At 64.6% G+C, this 14710-nt stretch carries 14 protein-coding genes; 6 read left to right on the top strand and 8 right to left on the bottom strand.

What is annotated here, in order from left to right:
* Positions 1–47: 47 nt before the first annotated feature.
* From IP86_RS04260 to IP86_RS28530, 7 genes are all read right to left on the bottom strand, one after another.
* A complete protein-coding gene (locus IP86_RS04260) occupies positions 48–488 on the bottom strand; it encodes a N,N-dimethylformamidase alpha subunit family protein (protein ID WP_054161275.1) in 441 nt (146 codons plus the stop codon).
* A 30-nt stretch (positions 489–518) separates the two neighbouring features.
* Positions 519–1217: an urea ABC transporter ATP-binding subunit UrtE gene (gene urtE, locus IP86_RS04255; protein WP_054161274.1), complete on the bottom strand. Its 699-nt coding sequence runs from the start codon at positions 1215–1217 to the stop codon at positions 519–521.
* A 2-nt stretch (positions 1218–1219) separates the two neighbouring features.
* Complete coding sequence (gene urtD / locus IP86_RS04250) at positions 1220–1960, bottom strand: urea ABC transporter ATP-binding protein UrtD (protein WP_054161273.1); 741 nt, start codon at positions 1958–1960, stop codon at positions 1220–1222.
* Positions 1961–1970: 10 nt separating this feature from the next.
* Positions 1971–3077, bottom strand: a complete 1107-nt coding sequence (gene urtC / locus IP86_RS04245) for an urea ABC transporter permease subunit UrtC (RefSeq protein WP_054161272.1) — start codon at positions 3075–3077, stop codon at positions 1971–1973.
* A gap of 27 nt (positions 3078–3104) precedes the next feature.
* Positions 3105–4007 carry an urea ABC transporter permease subunit UrtB gene (gene urtB, locus IP86_RS04240; RefSeq protein WP_054161271.1) on the bottom strand — a complete coding sequence of 301 codons (903 nt, stop codon included), beginning with the start codon at positions 4005–4007 and terminating at the stop codon, positions 3105–3107.
* A 143-nt stretch (positions 4008–4150) separates the two neighbouring features.
* The gene (locus tag IP86_RS04235) at positions 4151–5467 is read right to left on the bottom strand and encodes a transporter substrate-binding domain-containing protein (protein WP_054161270.1); all 1317 of its coding nucleotides are present in this window, start codon (positions 5465–5467) and stop codon (positions 4151–4153) included.
* Positions 5457–5927, bottom strand: coding sequence for a hypothetical protein (locus IP86_RS28530; RefSeq protein WP_156332392.1), 471 nt, complete (start codon positions 5925–5927; stop codon positions 5457–5459). The genes IP86_RS04235 and IP86_RS28530 overlap by 11 nt, the downstream gene beginning before the upstream one ends.
* Between IP86_RS28530 and IP86_RS04230 the strand changes: the two genes are divergently transcribed.
* The 5 genes from IP86_RS04230 to glnT all read left to right on the top strand — a co-directional run bounded on the left by IP86_RS04230 (position 5908) and on the right by glnT (position 11003).
* Entirely contained in the window at positions 5908–6561 is a 654-nt protein-coding gene (locus IP86_RS04230) for a helix-turn-helix domain-containing protein (protein WP_054161269.1), read from the top strand. The two genes, IP86_RS28530 and IP86_RS04230, sit on opposite strands and share 20 nt — an antisense overlap.
* A 191-nt stretch (positions 6562–6752) precedes the next feature.
* Positions 6753–7649 (top strand): class II glutamine amidotransferase, encoded by an 897-nt coding sequence (locus tag IP86_RS04225; protein ID WP_054161268.1) that lies wholly within the window; start codon positions 6753–6755, stop codon positions 7647–7649.
* Positions 7649–8335, top strand: coding sequence for a GltB/FmdC/FwdC-like GXGXG domain-containing protein (locus IP86_RS04220; RefSeq protein ID WP_054161267.1), 687 nt, complete (start codon positions 7649–7651; stop codon positions 8333–8335). Before IP86_RS04225 ends, IP86_RS04220 begins: the two co-directional genes overlap by 1 nt.
* A gap of 12 nt (positions 8336–8347) precedes the next feature.
* Entirely contained in the window at positions 8348–9673 is a 1326-nt protein-coding gene (locus tag IP86_RS04215; protein ID WP_054161266.1) for an FMN-binding glutamate synthase family protein, read from the top strand.
* 31 nt (positions 9674–9704) lie between these two features.
* Positions 9705–11003, top strand: a complete 1299-nt coding sequence (gene glnT, locus IP86_RS04210) for a type III glutamate--ammonia ligase (protein ID WP_054161265.1) — start codon at positions 9705–9707, stop codon at positions 11001–11003.
* Between the two features lie 234 nt (positions 11004–11237).
* Here glnT and qhpR read toward each other — a convergent pair whose 3' ends face one another.
* A complete protein-coding gene (qhpR, locus tag IP86_RS04205) occupies positions 11238–12275 on the bottom strand; it encodes an AraC-like transcriptional regulator QhpR (RefSeq protein WP_082363834.1) in 1038 nt (345 codons plus the stop codon).
* A gap of 325 nt (positions 12276–12600) precedes the next feature.
* Here qhpR and IP86_RS04200 point away from each other — a divergent pair, with 325 nt between their 5' ends.
* On the top strand, positions 12601–14556 hold the full coding sequence (locus IP86_RS04200) for a primary-amine oxidase (protein WP_054161264.1): 1956 nt from the start codon (positions 12601–12603) through the stop codon (positions 14554–14556).
* Positions 14557–14710 lie beyond the last annotated feature (154 nt).

Genomic DNA, 14710 nt, shown 5'->3' with positions numbered 1-14710 from the left:
GCAGCTTCCTCGGAGGGGTGCGAGCGCTTAACGGCGTTGTGCGGTGATCAGGTCACGGTCCAGAAATCATCGCGACGCTTCCAGCCTTCGCGGAAGTGCTCGGGGAAGCCGTCGGTCTCGGCGAATTCGTCGAGCCGCATCACGAAGATGTCGTGCTGCGGATCCTGCTCGTTGTCGTAGACCTTGTCGGTGACGAACTCCGGCGGCACGCCGCGGATGCCGCTGAGCCGCGCGATCCGCCATTCTTTTTCGACCTTGGTGCAGACCACCACCAGCTTGCCCTTGGCGGGCGCCGCGCGCATGCGCAGCAGCACGCGGTTGAGCTGGAAGTCCTCGTGGATGCCGCCGGTCACCGTGGTGGTATCGCCCGGCGTCGCGCATTTCAGCACGCTGTTGCCGGCGACGCCCTTCATCGAGTCGATGCACTCCTTGTGCACCTTCATCATCCGCTCGGCATCCGCGGTGGTCTTGCGAGGAATGGGAATCATCGTAATCCTCCTGCTGTTGGTTGTTGTCGATCAGATCGTCAGGTGCTTGTGGATCAGCGCGTCGTCGAGTTCGCCGATCGCGCCGGTGGCGACGACGCGGCCGTTGTCGATCATCAGGAAATCATCGCCGAGCCGGCGTGCGACCTTGATGTGCTGCTCGGTGAGCAGCAGCGTGATGCCGAGCTCCTTGTTCAGCATCATCAGCGTCTCGCCGATTTCGTGAACGATGTTGGGCTGAATGCCTTCGGTCGGCTCGTCGAGCAGCAGCACTTTGGGATCGACCGCGAGCGCTCGCGCGATCGCGAGCTGCTGCTTCTGGCCGCCTGACAGCAGACCGGCGCGACGATCGAGATTGGCCTTGAGATACGGAAACAGCCGCAGGCAGATCTCGGGAATCTGGCCGTCGCTGTCCGGCCTGGCGAAGGTGCCGAGCAGGATGTTCTCGCGCACGGTGAATTCGGACAGAATGCCGCGGCCCTGCGGCACGTAGCCGATGCCGAGCTTGGCGCGGTCGTAGGTCTGGGCCGCACTGATGTCCGCGCCGTTGATGGCGATCGCTCCGGTGGAGCGGTCGGTCAGCCCCATGATGGTGCGCATCAGCGTGGTCTTGCCGACACCGTTGCGGCCGAGCACGCACAGGCACTTGCCCTGTTCGAGGCCGAAGGAGAAGCCCTTCAGGATCGGCGTCTTGCCGTAATAGGAGGTGACGTTGTCCATCGCGAGCAGCATGGTCAGGCCTCCGCATCGCCGAGATAGACTTCGCGGACGCGCGCGTTGGCCTCGATCTCCGCGATCGGCCCGTGCGCCAGCAGGCTGCCCATGTGCATCACCGTGACCACATCGGCGATCTCGCGGACGAACGCCATGTCGTGCTCGACCACAACCAGCGTGTTGGTCTGCTTCAGGCCCTTGAAGATCTGCACGGTCTTCTCGATCTCGGCCTCGGTCATGCCGGCGACGGGCTCGTCGAGCAGCAGCAGCCGCGGGTCCTGCATCAGCACCATGCCGATCTCGAGCCACTGCGTTTCGCCATGCGACAGGATGCCGGCCTCGACGCCGAGACGCTCCGTGAGGCCGGCGAGTGCCGCGACCTCGTCGAGCTTTTGCGCGAAGCCGGACGAGCGGAAGCGGAACATGTTCTTGATCGGGCTCGTGCTCTTGCTGTAGGCGACTTCGAGATTCTGCCGCACCGTGAGATCGCGGAACACGGCGGGGACCTGGAATTTGCGACCGATGCCGCGGCGCGCGATCTCGTGCTCATCGAGCCCGGTGATGTCGTCGTTGCAGAACAGGATCTGCCCGGAGGTCGGTTTCTGCCGGCCGGTGATCAGGTCCATCGTGGTGGTCTTGCCGGCGCCGTTGGGCCCGACCAGGCAGCACAGCGTCGCCTCGACGATCTCGATGCTGAAATCGACGATCACCGGCGTGCTGTCGAAGCTCTTGCTGAGGTTCTTGATCTCGAGAAAGCTCATCGCTGCGCCCTCATTCGCCGGGTTGCGGAACGAGGCGGGAAGCAGCGACGCCGTTGCCGTCGTCGCGACCGCGCCGAGAGGTCAGGCGGCCAAGCGCGCTCTCGATCAGGCCGGCGAGCCCCTTCGGCAGGAAGCGCACCACCAGGATGAAGAAGCCGCCGAGCACCAGCAGCCAGGTGTTGAGGAAGGTGTCGCCCAGATAGCTCTGCGCACCCTGGATCAGGAACGCGCCGACGATCGCACCGAGCAGCGACAGCCGCCCGCCGATGCCGGCCCAGATCACCATCGACAGGCTAAACGTTGTGTCGAACTGCGCCGGCGAGACGTATTGCGTCAGCATCACCCAGCAGCAGCCGGCGACGGCGGCGATGAAGCCCGCGATGGTGTAGACCAGCGTCTCATAGCCGGCGACGTTGTAGCCGAGGAAGCGCACCCGCTCCGCGTCGCCACGCACCGCCTGCACCACCAGCCCGAACCGGCTCAGCGTCATCAGCTTGGCGGTGACGGTCGCGACCAGCAGCAGCAGCAGCACGGTCCAATACGCCGCCGGGCTGTAAGGATCGACGCTGTACTCACCGAGCTTCAGCGGCGACGGCGGCGTGATGCCGTTGGCGCCGTTGGTGTAGGGCTGCACGTCCAGGATCAGCGTGTACCACGCGCTCAGCATCGCCAGCGTCATGATGGCGAAGAACGGCCCGGAGACGCGGGCGCGGAACATCAGCCCACCGAAGATGGCGCAGAACAGCGTCGGCACGATCAGAGACAGGATAATGCCCAGAGTGGTGTTGCGAAACGGCTCCCAAAACATCGGCAGATGGTCGAGGCTGTTGTTGAGCATGAACGGCGGCAGCGGGTTCGCCGCGTCCTGCGTCTGCATCTGCATGGTCATCGCCATGCCGTAGGCAGCGAGCCCGAACGGGATGCCCTGCCCCAGGTTGAGGATGCCGCCGAAGCCCCAGCACAGGCTGATCGACAGCGCCAGCAGCCCGAACACCCCATAGGTGGCGAACTGATTCAGCAGGAAGGAATCGCTGACCAGCACCGGCACCACCGCGAGCGCCGCGAAGAACACCGCATAGGCCAGCCACTGCGCCTTGACATTATGATAGATGTTCATGGTCGCCTCGCTGATCGCTCGAAGGGGCTAACGTCGCCTGGCCGACGGTGCGAACAGGCCCTGCGGTCGAATGCGCAGGAACACCACGATCAGCACGTAGAGAACGAAGCGGGCGAAGGTGTCGTTGGTGAAATAGGCGAAGATCGACTGCAGCTCGCCTGTGGCGCCGCCGGCGATGACGCTGCCGGCCAGCGTGCCGCCGCCGACCACCACGACCAGAAACGCTTGCACCACATAGCCGGTGCCCATCGTCGGCAGCACGATGTTGAGCACGCCGAACAGCGAGCCGGCGATGCCGGCTAGTCCGGCGCCGATCGCGAAGGTGAGCATATAGACGCGGTCGGAGTTGATGCCGAACGACGCCGCCATCTCTTTGTCCTGCATCACGGCGCGGACCTGGACGCCGAACCGGGTCCGATAGAACAACGCCCACAGCGCGACCACGAGGCCGATGGTGATCGCCAGCACGACGACACGGAACGCCGAGATGTTGACGAAACCGAACTGGAAATTGCTGGTGAAGATCGGCGGCACCGCGAGATATTTCGGATCGCTGCCGAAAATCAGCCGCACGCCCTGCATCAGCACCAGCGACACGCCGAACGTCGCCAGCAGGGTATCGAGCGGACGTTTGTAGAGATAGCGGATCAGCCCGCGCTCGAGAAGCAGCCCGACCAGCCCGACGATCACGAAGGCGGCGGGGACACAGAGGAAGAACGGCAGCCCGACATAGCTCTGCAGCATGTAGGAGCTGTAGGCGCCGAGCATGATGAACTCGCCGTGCGCCATATTGATGACGCCGGCGGTGCCGTAGATGATGGTCAGGCCGAGTGCCGCGATCAGCCAGATGCTGGCAATCGACACGCCGAGGATCAGCGCGTTGATGAAGGCGTTCCAGTCGAACGAGCCAAAGAACGATCCGACGGCCATAGTCGCTCCAAATCATGCGGCAGGTCATGCGGCAAGGTTCGGCGAAGGCGGCATCGCCTTCGCGCGTTGTCGGATGGGGCGGCGCCGACGGGCAGGCCCGGTCGTCGCCGATGGTCAGGCGCGAGCGGTCGCAGCTCGAGCGGTCAGATCACGCTCTTGCGCAGCTTGCCGTCCGGTCCCTTGAGGCCGTCGGCGGTGCATTTGCCGATGTCCGGGTAGATCGAATACGGATCCGGCGCGACCTGCTCCTCGGCAGCCTTGACGATCTTGAAGCTGCCGTCCGCCTGGCATTGGCCGATCTTCGGCTTCAGCCAGGTGTTGAAGTTCTGGTCGTCGATCCAGATCAGGCCTTCAGGGGAGATGTTGTCCTCGACCTTGACGCCGCCGGAGTGATCGCGGATCGCCCGCGGCGTCACGCCCTCGACGCCGACCGCCGCGATGGTCTTCTCGAGCCCGGCCTTGAACACATAGGCGGAGAGATACGTCTCCTCCATGTTGTAGTGCGTCGTGCCGTTCTTGCCGTATTTGCTCTTGAGGAAACCCTCGACGAATTTGTGGTTGGTCGGGTTGTCCAGCGCCTGGAAGTACGGCGCGGACAGGAAATGGCCGGCGCCGAATTCGTTGCCCATCGCGCGGGTTTCGATCTCACCGGTGGTGAGCGAGGCGATCGGCATCGAGTCGACCTTGAAGCCTTCCTGCTTGAACTGCTTGTGGAACGCGATGTCGGACGCGCCGACCACGGTCGAGAAGATGAAGTTCGGCTTGGCGTCGCGGATCTTGTTCAGCACCGGGCCGAATTCGGAGCTGCCGAGCGGGATGTACTCCTCGCCGAGCAGTTCGCCGCCGGCCTTCTCCAGCCAGATCTTGGCGTTCTTGTTGGATTCCTTCGGCCAGACATAGTTGGAGCCGACGAAGAACACCTTCTTGCCGAACTGCTGGACCATGTAGGGGATCAGGTCCTTGGAATGCTGGTTGGCCAGCGGGCCGGTGCAGATGGTGTTCTGCGTGCATTCGGCGCCTTCGTAGCAGGTCGGGTAGTAGAGCAGATGATCCTGCGCCATCACGGTCGGCAGGATGGCCTTGCGGCTCGCCGAGGTGTAGCAGCCGAAGATCGACACCACCTTGTTGCGCAGGATGAGTTCCTTGGTCTTCTCGGAGTAGACCTTGAAATCCGACTTCGCATCGACGATCATCGGCTCGATCGGCATGCCGGCGACGCCGCCGGCCTTGTTGATCTCGTCGATCGCGTATTGCATCACCAGAGTGGAGTCTTCTTCGGGCACGGCGAGGCCGCCGGACAGCGAGAACAGCAGGCCGACCTTGATCGGCTCACCTTTCTTGATCCACGACTGGGCGCCCCACGCCTGGTCGATGGTCCGGACAAACATGTAGGGCGCGGCAATGGCGGCACCCGCCCCGAGCGCCGTAGTTTTTAGAAATGACCGCCGACTAGTTCGCATCGATCGCCTCCAGGAGGTGTTTTCTCACCACGAAATCTAGTTTCCGGACGATATCGAGCGGTAACTTATTCTCAAGAGTAAACTTATTGCATTGGTAGTCACAGCTTTCGGCGGCGATGGATGAAAGCCGCGCCATTGATTTCAGTTTTGCCGCGAGCGATCCGGCGATGCGTAGTGGATTGGCATGGAACTGATAGGTCGGAAGGCACGGGCGCATCGTGCTTGTGCAGAACACCCGACAACGCTTGGTCGCGTGAACGGCAGGTGCTCCGTCGCCGGGGCCAGCGCGATTTGTCCGAGAGTCCGATAAAGCTGTCGCGAGGATGCGCCGGAATCCATCTGCCGCCGACCACACAACCCCGGATTGATCGGTTGAAACCACGCCTGTGTGCGGCATATTGATGAGCGGACAGCCTCGTTTGATAAGGATTTTTCCAGCAATGAAGAAGACCGAAGCCAAGCCGGCGGAGCCGGGCCGCGGCTCAGCCGACTATCGCACCGGGTCGAGCGCCCCGCAGGACGGCGAGCGCAGCCTGGAACGCGCGCTCGGCGCAAAAATTCGCGCGATCCGGCGCGAGCGGGATCTGTCGGTTTCCGATCTTTCCAGCGCCTCGAAGATTTCAGCCGGCATGCTGTCCAAGATCGAAAACGGCCAGATCTCGCCGTCATTGTCGACGCTGCAATCGATCGCCGGAGCCTTGAACGTGCCGCTCAGCCTGCTGTTCGCGGCTTCCGAGCAGCGGCGGGATTGCTCCTTCGTCCGCGCCAAGCAGGGCGTGACGATCGAACGGCGCGGCTCCAAGGCCGGCCACCGCTATCAGCTGCTCGGCCATGTGATCGGCGGCGACGTCGTGGTCGAGCCGTATCTGATCTCGCTGCAGGAAGGCGCCACCACCTACACCGCCTTCCAGCACGCCGGCATGGAGTTCATCTACATGCTGACCGGCGAGGTGATCTATCGCCACGGCGACAATTCCTATCGGCTCCGCCCCGGTGACTCGATGCTGTTCGATTCCGGCGCGCTGCACGGCCCGGAAACGCTGGTGAAGCTGCCGATGACCTATTTGTCGATCATCGTCTATCCGCGGAGCTGACGAACCTCCGGCGCAGAGGCTGCGCGCCGTCCCGCGGTCGAGGCGTCAGTTCCCCAAGGCCCGCCCACGGCCGGAACTGTCGCCACCAATTCGGGCGGACTGGCTAATTTCTTATCAGGAAACTTACGTTCCCCAGAGTTGACGGGACGATTTGTCCGTGGATATGCTGGCGCCAACAATGGAGTCAGCCCATGTGCGGGATCGTCGGACTTTTCCTCAAGAACAAGGCACTCGAGCCGCAACTCGGCGCCATGCTGTCGAAGATGCTGGTGACGATGTCGGCCCGCGGGCCGGACAGCGCCGGCGTCGCAGTGTACGGCGCCGGCAGCGCCGACGAGGTCAAGCTGACGCTGCGCGCCGAAGACGCCAGCGCGACCGAAGCACTGGCGCAGGAGTTCTCGGCCGCGCTCGGCGGCCCGATTACCCTCACCGTCCGCGCCAATCACATCGTGGCGCGGTTGCCGCGCGATGCCGAGCCCAAGGCGCTGCAATGGGTCAAGGCCAACGCCGGCAAGGTGCAACTCGTCAGCGTCGGCACCCACATGGAGATCTACAAGGACGTCGGCCTGCCGGAACACGTCGTCAACGAATTCGCGCTGCCGGCGATGAGCGGCAGCCACGGCATCGGCCACACCCGCATGGCGACCGAGTCGGCGGTGACCATCAACGGCGCGCATCCGTTCTCGACCGGCGAGGATCAGTGCCTGGTGCACAACGGCTCGCTGTCCAACCACAACAGCATCCGCCGCACGCTGGTGCGCGAAGGCATGAGCTTCGCCACGCAGAACGACTCGGAGGTCGCCGCCGGCTATCTGACCTGGCGGATGAACCAGGGCGACAGCTTGAAGCAGTCGCTGACCTCGAGCCTCAACGATCTCGACGGCTTCTTCACCTTCGTGGTCGGCACCCGCGACGGCTTCGCGGTGCTGCGCGATCCGATCTCCTGCAAGCCCGCCATCATGGCCGAGTCCGACGACTACGTCGCGTTCGGCTCCGAATATCGCGCGCTGTCGGTGCTGCCCGCGATCGAGAAAGCCCGGGTATTCGAGCCCGAGCCCGCCACCGTCTACGCCTGGGAACGTTCGTAATGCCGACCTGTGACCTCGCCGTCAGCTCCGTGCGCGAGCTGAACGCAGCGCTCCACCGCCTCACGCCGGACACCAACCAGACGGCGTGGGAAATCGACAACCCACAAGGTAAGCACGCCATCGGCGCCGGCCTCAACGTGCCGATCGAACTCGATATCAAGGGCCACGTCGGTTACTACTGCGCCGGCATGAACAAATTCGCCAGCGTGCGGATTCACGGCAATGCCGGCACCGGCGTCGCCGAGAACATGATGTCCGGCACCGTGCATGTGATGGGCGACGCCAGCCAGTCCGCCGGCGCCACCGGCCGCGGCGGCCTGTTGATCATCGACGGCGACGCCTCGGCGCGCTGCGGCATTTCGATGAAGGGCATCGATATCCTGGTGAAAGGGTCGATCGGCTCGATGAGCGCCTTCATGGCGCAAGCGGGCAATCTCGTGGTGCTGGGCGATGCCGGCGAAGCGCTCGGCGACTCGATCTACGAAGCCACGATCTTCGTCCGCGGCCAGGTGAAGAGTCTCGGCGCCGACTGCATCGAAAAGCCGATGGCGGACGAAGATCGCGAGCGGCTCGCTGCCCTGCTCGGCCGTGCCGGGCTCGACGACACCAAGGTCGACGACTTCCGGATGTATGGCTCGGCGCGCACGCTCTACCACTTCCACGTCGACAACGCCGCCTCTTACTGACGGGGACTTCTGATGTCTGCTACTCCTCCACGCACGACCCCGCGGGTTTCGGCGACGTTCGATCCCTACACGATCTCCGAGATCCAGCGCGCCGCGGCGACCGGCATCTACGACATCCGCGGCGGCGGCTCGAAGCGGCGGCTGCCGCATTTCGACGATTTGCTGTTTCTCGGCGCCTCGATGTCGCGCTATCCGCTCGAGGGTTATCGCGAGAAATGCGGCACCGGAGTCGTGCTCGGCAGCCGCTTCGCCAAGAAGCCGATCGAGCTGAAGATCCCGGTCACCATCGCCGGCATGAGCTTCGGCTCGCTGTCCGGCGCTGCCAAGGAAGCGCTCGGCCGCGGTGCGACGCTGGCCGGCACCAGCACCACCACCGGCGACGGCGGCATGACCGAGGAGGAGCGCGGCCACTCCCAGACGCTGATCTATCAGTATCTGCCGTCGCGCTATGGCATGAACCCGGACGATCTGCGCCGCGCCGACGCGATCGAGATCGTGATCGGCCAGGGCGCCAAGCCGGGCGGCGGCGGCATGCTGCTCGGCCAGAAGATTTCCGAACGCGTCGGCCACATGCGCACGCTGCCGGCCGGCATCGACCAGCGCTCGGCCTCGCGCCATCCCGACTGGACCGGCCCCGATGATCTCGAGATCAAGATCGAGGAGCTGCGCGAGATCACCGACTGGGAGAAGCCGATCTACGTGAAGGTCGGCGCCAGCCGGCCGTATTACGACACGGCGCTGGCGGTGAAATCCGGCGCCGACGTGATCGTGATCGACGGCATGCAGGGCGGCACCGCCGCGACCCAGGAAGTGTTCATCGAGAACGTCGGCATCCCGACGCTGGCGGCGATCCGCCCCGCCGTCGAGGCGCTGCAGGATCTCGGCATGCATCGCAAGGTGCAACTGATCGTCTCCGGCGGCATCCGCAACGGCGCCGACATCGCCAAGGCGCTGGCGCTCGGCGCCGACGCGGTCGCGATCGGCACTGCGGCGCTGATTGCGCTCGGTGATAACAGCCCGGCGCTGGAAAAGGACTACGAGGCGCTCGGCACCCATGCGGGCGCCTATGACGACTGGCACGAGGGCCGCGACCCGGCCGGCATCACCACGCAGGATCCGGAGCTGGCGCGCCGGCTCGACCCGATCCTCGCCGGCCGCCGGCTCGCCAACTACCTGTCGGTGCTGACGCTGGAGACCCAGACGATCGCGCGCGCCTGCGGCAAGAGCCACGTTCACAATCTCGAGCCCGAAGACCTCGTCGCCCTGACGGTCGAAGCGGCTGCGATCGCCCGCGTGCCGCTGGTCGGCACCGACTGGATTCCCGGACAACGTTACTGACGAAGCCTCACAGCAGGATCAAGAGGACTCCATGACCGTCGACCTCGTAGCGGCCGCCAAAGAGAAGAACATCAAGTACTTTCTGATATCCTTCACAGACCTGCTCGGCACCCAGCGCTCCAAGCTGGTGCCGGCAGAAGCGATCGCCACGATGGCCAAGAACGGCGCAGGCTTTGCCGGCTTCGCGACCTGGCTGGACATGACCCCCGCGGACCCCGATCTGTTCGCCATTCCGGATCCCGACAGCCTGATCCAGCTGCCGTGGAAGCCGGAAGTGGGCTGGCTCGCCGCCGATCTGTGGATGAACGGCAAGCCGGTCGAGCAGGCGCCGCGCAACCTGCTGAAGAAGCTCAAAGCCAGGGCGGCCGAGAAGGGGCTTCAACTCAAGAGCGGCGTCGAATGCGAGTTCTTCCTGATCGCCGCCGACGGCCAGAGCATCAAGGACGGTGCCGACCGCCAGAGCAAGCCCTGCTATGATCAATCGGCGCTGATGCGGCGGTTCGACGTGGTCCGCGAGATCAGCGACGGCATGCTGCAGCTCGGCTGGCGGCCCTACCAGACCGACCACGAGGACGCCAACGGCCAGTTCGAGATGAACTGGGACTACGACGACGCGCTGGTGACCGCCGATCGCCACGCCTTCTTCAAATACATGGTGAAGTCGATCGCCGAAAAGCACGACATGCGGGCGACCTTCATGCCCAAGCCGTTCTCCAATCTCACCGGCAACGGCTGTCATGTCCACGTGTCGCTCTGGAAGGACGGCAAGAACGCGTTCGAGGACGAGGACGGTGAGCTCGGTGTCTCGCCGCTCGGCTATTACTTCATCGGCGGCATCATTCATTCGGCCGACGCGCTCGCCTCGATTCTCAACCCCACGGTCAACTCCTACAAGCGCATCAACGCGCCGCGCACCACGTCCGGTGCGACCTGGTCGCCCAACACGGTGACCTATTCGGGCAACAACCGGACCCACATGATCCGCATTCCCGAGGCAGGGCGGTTCGAACTGCGGCTGGCCGACGGCGCCGCCAATCCCTACGCGATGCAAGCCGCGATCCTCGCCGCCGGTCTCGACGGCATCGAGCGCCAGCGCGATCCCGGCAAGCGGCTCGACATCAACATGTATCAGGACGGCCACACGGTCGCCGATGCCAAGCGGCTGCCGCTGAACCTGCTCGACGCGCTGCGCGCGCTGGAGGCGTCCGAACTGCTCAAGACCAGCCTCGGCGAATACGTCCCAGCCTATCTGAAGCTCAAGCACCAGGAATGGAACGACTTCGCGCGCCACCTGACCGACTGGGAACGCGACATGACGCTGGATTGCTGACGATCCACATCCATCCACATCACTTCGGCTTCACTCGGCCGACTGAAGCGATGCGGCCTCCCGAAGGCACTGCTCCTCATCCTGGGGCCCGGCGGAGCCGGGCGTCTCGAAGGATGGGCCACAAGGCGCCCGCGGCACATGGTTCGAGACGGCGCTACGCGCCTCCTCACCATGAGGTCGTGCTTGTTAAACGACCCGAATCCCCCCGGTTTGCGTTCGTGCCTGGTTCGGCTGCTACGCTGCCGCCGCCGCTTCCACGCCGCGCCTTCGCTTTCGGAATTCGACCGGCGTTTCGCCGACCTGGCTCTTGAAACCACGCGAGAACGCGCTGGTCTCGCTGTAGCCGAGTTGCAGCGCGATCGAGGTCACCGGCGTGCGGGTCTCGATCAGCATGCAGCGGGCGATATCCGCGCGGACGCGGTTGCGGATGTCCAGATAGTTGGCGCCGTGATCGGCGAGCTTGCGCTGGAACGAGCGCGTACTCATGCCAAAATCGCCGGCCGCGACCTCGATATCGGTCGTGCCCGAGCGGCACAGCGAGGCCGCGATCCACGCCTCGACGCCGCGCACCAGGTCGAGGAGGTTCTCACGTCGCCGCATCGCCTCGGCGAGATCGACGCGCAGCCGGGCGTGGCGGTTGCGGTCCGCCCACGGCACGGGCGCATCCAGCAGCCGCGCGGGGAACAGCAGCGCATTGTCGCGCCGGCCGAACCGCAGCGGGCAATCGAAATGTTGCTGATAGAACGGCAGATCGTCGCCGGCGGCATGCTCGAAGTCGACGCCGATCGGACGCCAGGCCCGGCCGAGCAGGCCGCGCAACATCGAGTGCTCGATCGCGAGCGAGAAACCGGCATCCTGTTCGCGAAACCGGATCGCCGGGTCCTGGATTGCATAAGCCAACCGCGCCACGCCGTTACTCACCGACAGAGTTGTGTGCGTATTCGTCTGCACGCAGGCGAAGAAGCGGCTGAAGCCCTCCAGCGCGTCGCCGACGGTTTGCGCGCTGTGCACCAAATCACTGATCGGCCCGAGGGCAGCGAGGCGAAAATCCTTGCCGAGTTCCAGGCCGAGCGTGCGGTTGCCGCTTTCATGCGCAGCCGCCTCGAGCATCGAGGTGAACGCAGCCAGCGGCAGCATCTCGGCGGAATCGTCGAGCTTCGCCCGCGAAATGCCCGCACGGGCATTGATTCCGGCGGATTCCGGGCGAAGCCGGACCAGCGCGGATAGTAATTCCTGCACGGCACCCGCCGTGATGGTTCCCGATGAAGACATCTCCGACGACTCCAGAGGAAGACGAAGGATCACTAAGCAAGAACGACGCCAACGCCGATCCAGATCGCCCGCGTCACGTCGCGAAGCACACGCCGAGCCCAGAAGCACGACAAACAAGAAGCACAGAACATCGCCGGCTTCGGCGGCGCAGCAATCATCCGGAGTTTCGTCTCACGCTTAGCTCGCCACTACGCGCTCGCGTGATAGCTGCCCAGCGTCGCCGAGATTGGCGGCTAGTGTCAATCCTGCCTCCCACCGGGCGATGCAGCATGGCGGCGAACAGCGTGCTCGACGCGCAGCCACAACAATCAAGGGAAGCAACACCATGAGCCTCGCGGAAGACCTCAGCTGCTGTCACACCGCCGCCGCGCCGACCTCCTCCGTGCTGCATCCGCTGCAGCCGCTCACGCCGGACGAGATCACCCGCGCCGCCGCGATCGTCCGCACCGACCCGCCCTACGGTGCGGCGACGCGGTTTGAGACCATCGAACTGCTCGAGCCCGAGAAGAGCGCGGTCCGCGCGTTCAAGCCCGGCATGCCGATCGCCCGCAGCGCCCGCGTCAACGTGTTCAGCACCGAAGCCCTCGGCGTAACCCAGCTGTTCGTCTCGCTCGACAGCGGCAAGATCCTGTCGCGCAAGGAATTCCCGACCGCGCGGCCGATGATCCAGCTCGAACAGTTCCTCGCCATCGAGGGCTATGTCCGCGCTCATCCCGACTTCATCGCCGGCTGCGCCCGGCGCGGCATCACCGACATGACCACGGTCTGCGTCGATCCGTGGTCGGCCGGCAACTTCTCGATCCCCGGCGAAGAAGGCCGGCACCTGTGCCACGTCTTCGCCTGGCAGCGGCTGCGCGAAAACGAGAACTTCTACGCGCATCCGATCGAAGGCCTCAATGCGGTGATCGACCTGAAGACCTGGGAGGTGATCCGGGTCGACGACTACGGCGTGATCCCGATCCCGACCATCGAGGCCAACTACGAGCGGCAATTCATCGAAAAGCCGCGCGCGCCGCTGAAGCCGATCAACGTGACGCAGCCCGAGGGCGTCAGCTTCAAGATCGAGGGGCGGCACCTCAGCTGGGACAAATGGTCGTTGGTGGTCGGCTTCAACGCCCGCGAGGCGCTGACGCTGCACGACATCAAGTATGACGGCCGCTCGGTGGCGCATCGCGCCTCGCTGGTCGAGATGGTCGTGCCCTATGGCAGCCCGGACAACGGCCATTTCCGTAAGAACGTGTTCGACGTCGGCGAATACGGGATCGGCAAGCTCGCCAATTCGCTCAGCCTCGGCTGCGACTGCCTCGGCGCGATCGAATATCTCGACGTTCATCTCAACACCATGAACGGCGAGGTGCTGACGATCGAGAAGGCGATCTGCATCCACGAGGAGGATTCCGGCCTGTTGTGGAAGCACTGGGACTTCCGCACCGACCGCGCCGAAGTGCGGCGCGCCCGCAAGCTGGTGGTGTCGACGATCTGCACGGTCGGCAACTACGAATACGCGCTGTATTGGTACTTCCACATCGACGGCGCGATCGAATTCGAGATGAAGGCGACCGGCATCATCAACACCGCGGCCTGCATTCCGGGCAAGCCGGGCAAATACGCCCGCGAGGTGTTGCCCGGCGTGGTCGGCCACATCCATCAGCACATCTTCTGCGCCCGCCTCGACATGGCGGTGGACGGCGAGCAGAACAGCGTCGTCGAATGCAACACCTATGCGGAGCCGGCCGGCCCGGCGAATCCTTACGGCAACGCCTTCTACGAAGCCGAAACCGTGCTCGCCACCGAGAACCAGGCGGCGCGCCGCGCCGATGCTGCGTCGCATCGCTATTGGAAGGTGGTCAATCCCAACAAGCTCAACTACGCCGGCACGCCGGTCGGCTACAAGCTCGACGCGATGAACTGCGTCACGCCGTTCGTCGGTGCGTCTTCGCCGTCCGGCACGCGTGCGGCCTTCACCCAGAACCACGTCTGGGTGACGGCGTTCGATCCCGAGGAGCGTTTTCCCGCCGGCGACTATATGAACCACTCGGACGGCAGCGGCGGCCTGCCCGCCTTCATCAAGCAGGACCGGCCTATCCAGAACACCGACATCGTGCTGTGGCACGTGTTCGGCTTGCACCATCCGGTGCGGCTGGAAGACTTCCCGGTGCAGCCCTGCATCTCCACCGGCTTCAAGCTGGTGCCGCACGGCTTCTTCGACGGCAACCCGTGTATCGACCTGCCGCCCGAAGTGAACGCCGCCAGCTGCTGCGCCAACGCGACGAAGGCGTGAGAGGGGTGTAGCAGTGATGCGCCCCTCCGTCATTGCGAGGAGCGCAGCGACGAAGCAATCCAGCACAATTTATGGCGCTGGATTGCTTCGCGGAGCCTGCACTCGGACGGCGCGGAGCGCCGATCCGGGTGCTCGCAATGATGGGGGGAGACGT

It is taken from the genome of Rhodopseudomonas sp. AAP120 (assembly GCF_001295845.1).
Classification (GTDB): domain Bacteria; phylum Pseudomonadota; class Alphaproteobacteria; order Rhizobiales; family Xanthobacteraceae; genus Rhodopseudomonas.
The sequence above is the reverse complement of the archived record's forward strand: the minus strand, read 5'-3'. Positions and strand labels throughout refer to the sequence as shown.

Coding starts and splice junctions, on each gene's coding strand:
- IP86_RS04260 (WP_054161275.1), bottom strand. CDS start 488: ATGATTCCCATTCCTCGCAAGACCACCGCGGATGCCGAGCGGATGATG.
- urtE (WP_054161274.1), bottom strand. CDS start 1,217: ATGCTGCTCGCGATGGACAACGTCACCTCCTATTACGGCAAGACGCCG.
- urtD (WP_054161273.1), bottom strand. CDS start 1,960: ATGAGCTTTCTCGAGATCAAGAACCTCAGCAAGAGCTTCGACAGCACG.
- urtC (WP_054161272.1), bottom strand. CDS start 3,077: ATGAACATCTATCATAATGTCAAGGCGCAGTGGCTGGCCTATGCGGTG.
- urtB (WP_054161271.1), bottom strand. CDS start 4,007: ATGGCCGTCGGATCGTTCTTTGGCTCGTTCGACTGGAACGCCTTCATC.
- IP86_RS04235 (WP_054161270.1), bottom strand. CDS start 5,467: ATGCGAACTAGTCGGCGGTCATTTCTAAAAACTACGGCGCTCGGGGCG.
- IP86_RS04230 (WP_054161269.1), top strand. CDS start 5,908: ATGAAGAAGACCGAAGCCAAGCCGGCGGAGCCGGGCCGCGGCTCAGCC.
- IP86_RS04225 (WP_054161268.1), top strand. CDS start 6,753: ATGTGCGGGATCGTCGGACTTTTCCTCAAGAACAAGGCACTCGAGCCG.
- IP86_RS04220 (WP_054161267.1), top strand. CDS start 7,649: ATGCCGACCTGTGACCTCGCCGTCAGCTCCGTGCGCGAGCTGAACGCA.
- IP86_RS04215 (WP_054161266.1), top strand. CDS start 8,348: ATGTCTGCTACTCCTCCACGCACGACCCCGCGGGTTTCGGCGACGTTC.
- glnT (WP_054161265.1), top strand. CDS start 9,705: ATGACCGTCGACCTCGTAGCGGCCGCCAAAGAGAAGAACATCAAGTAC.
- qhpR (WP_082363834.1), bottom strand. CDS start 12,275: ATGTCTTCATCGGGAACCATCACGGCGGGTGCCGTGCAGGAATTACTA.
- IP86_RS04200 (WP_054161264.1), top strand. CDS start 12,601: ATGAGCCTCGCGGAAGACCTCAGCTGCTGTCACACCGCCGCCGCGCCG.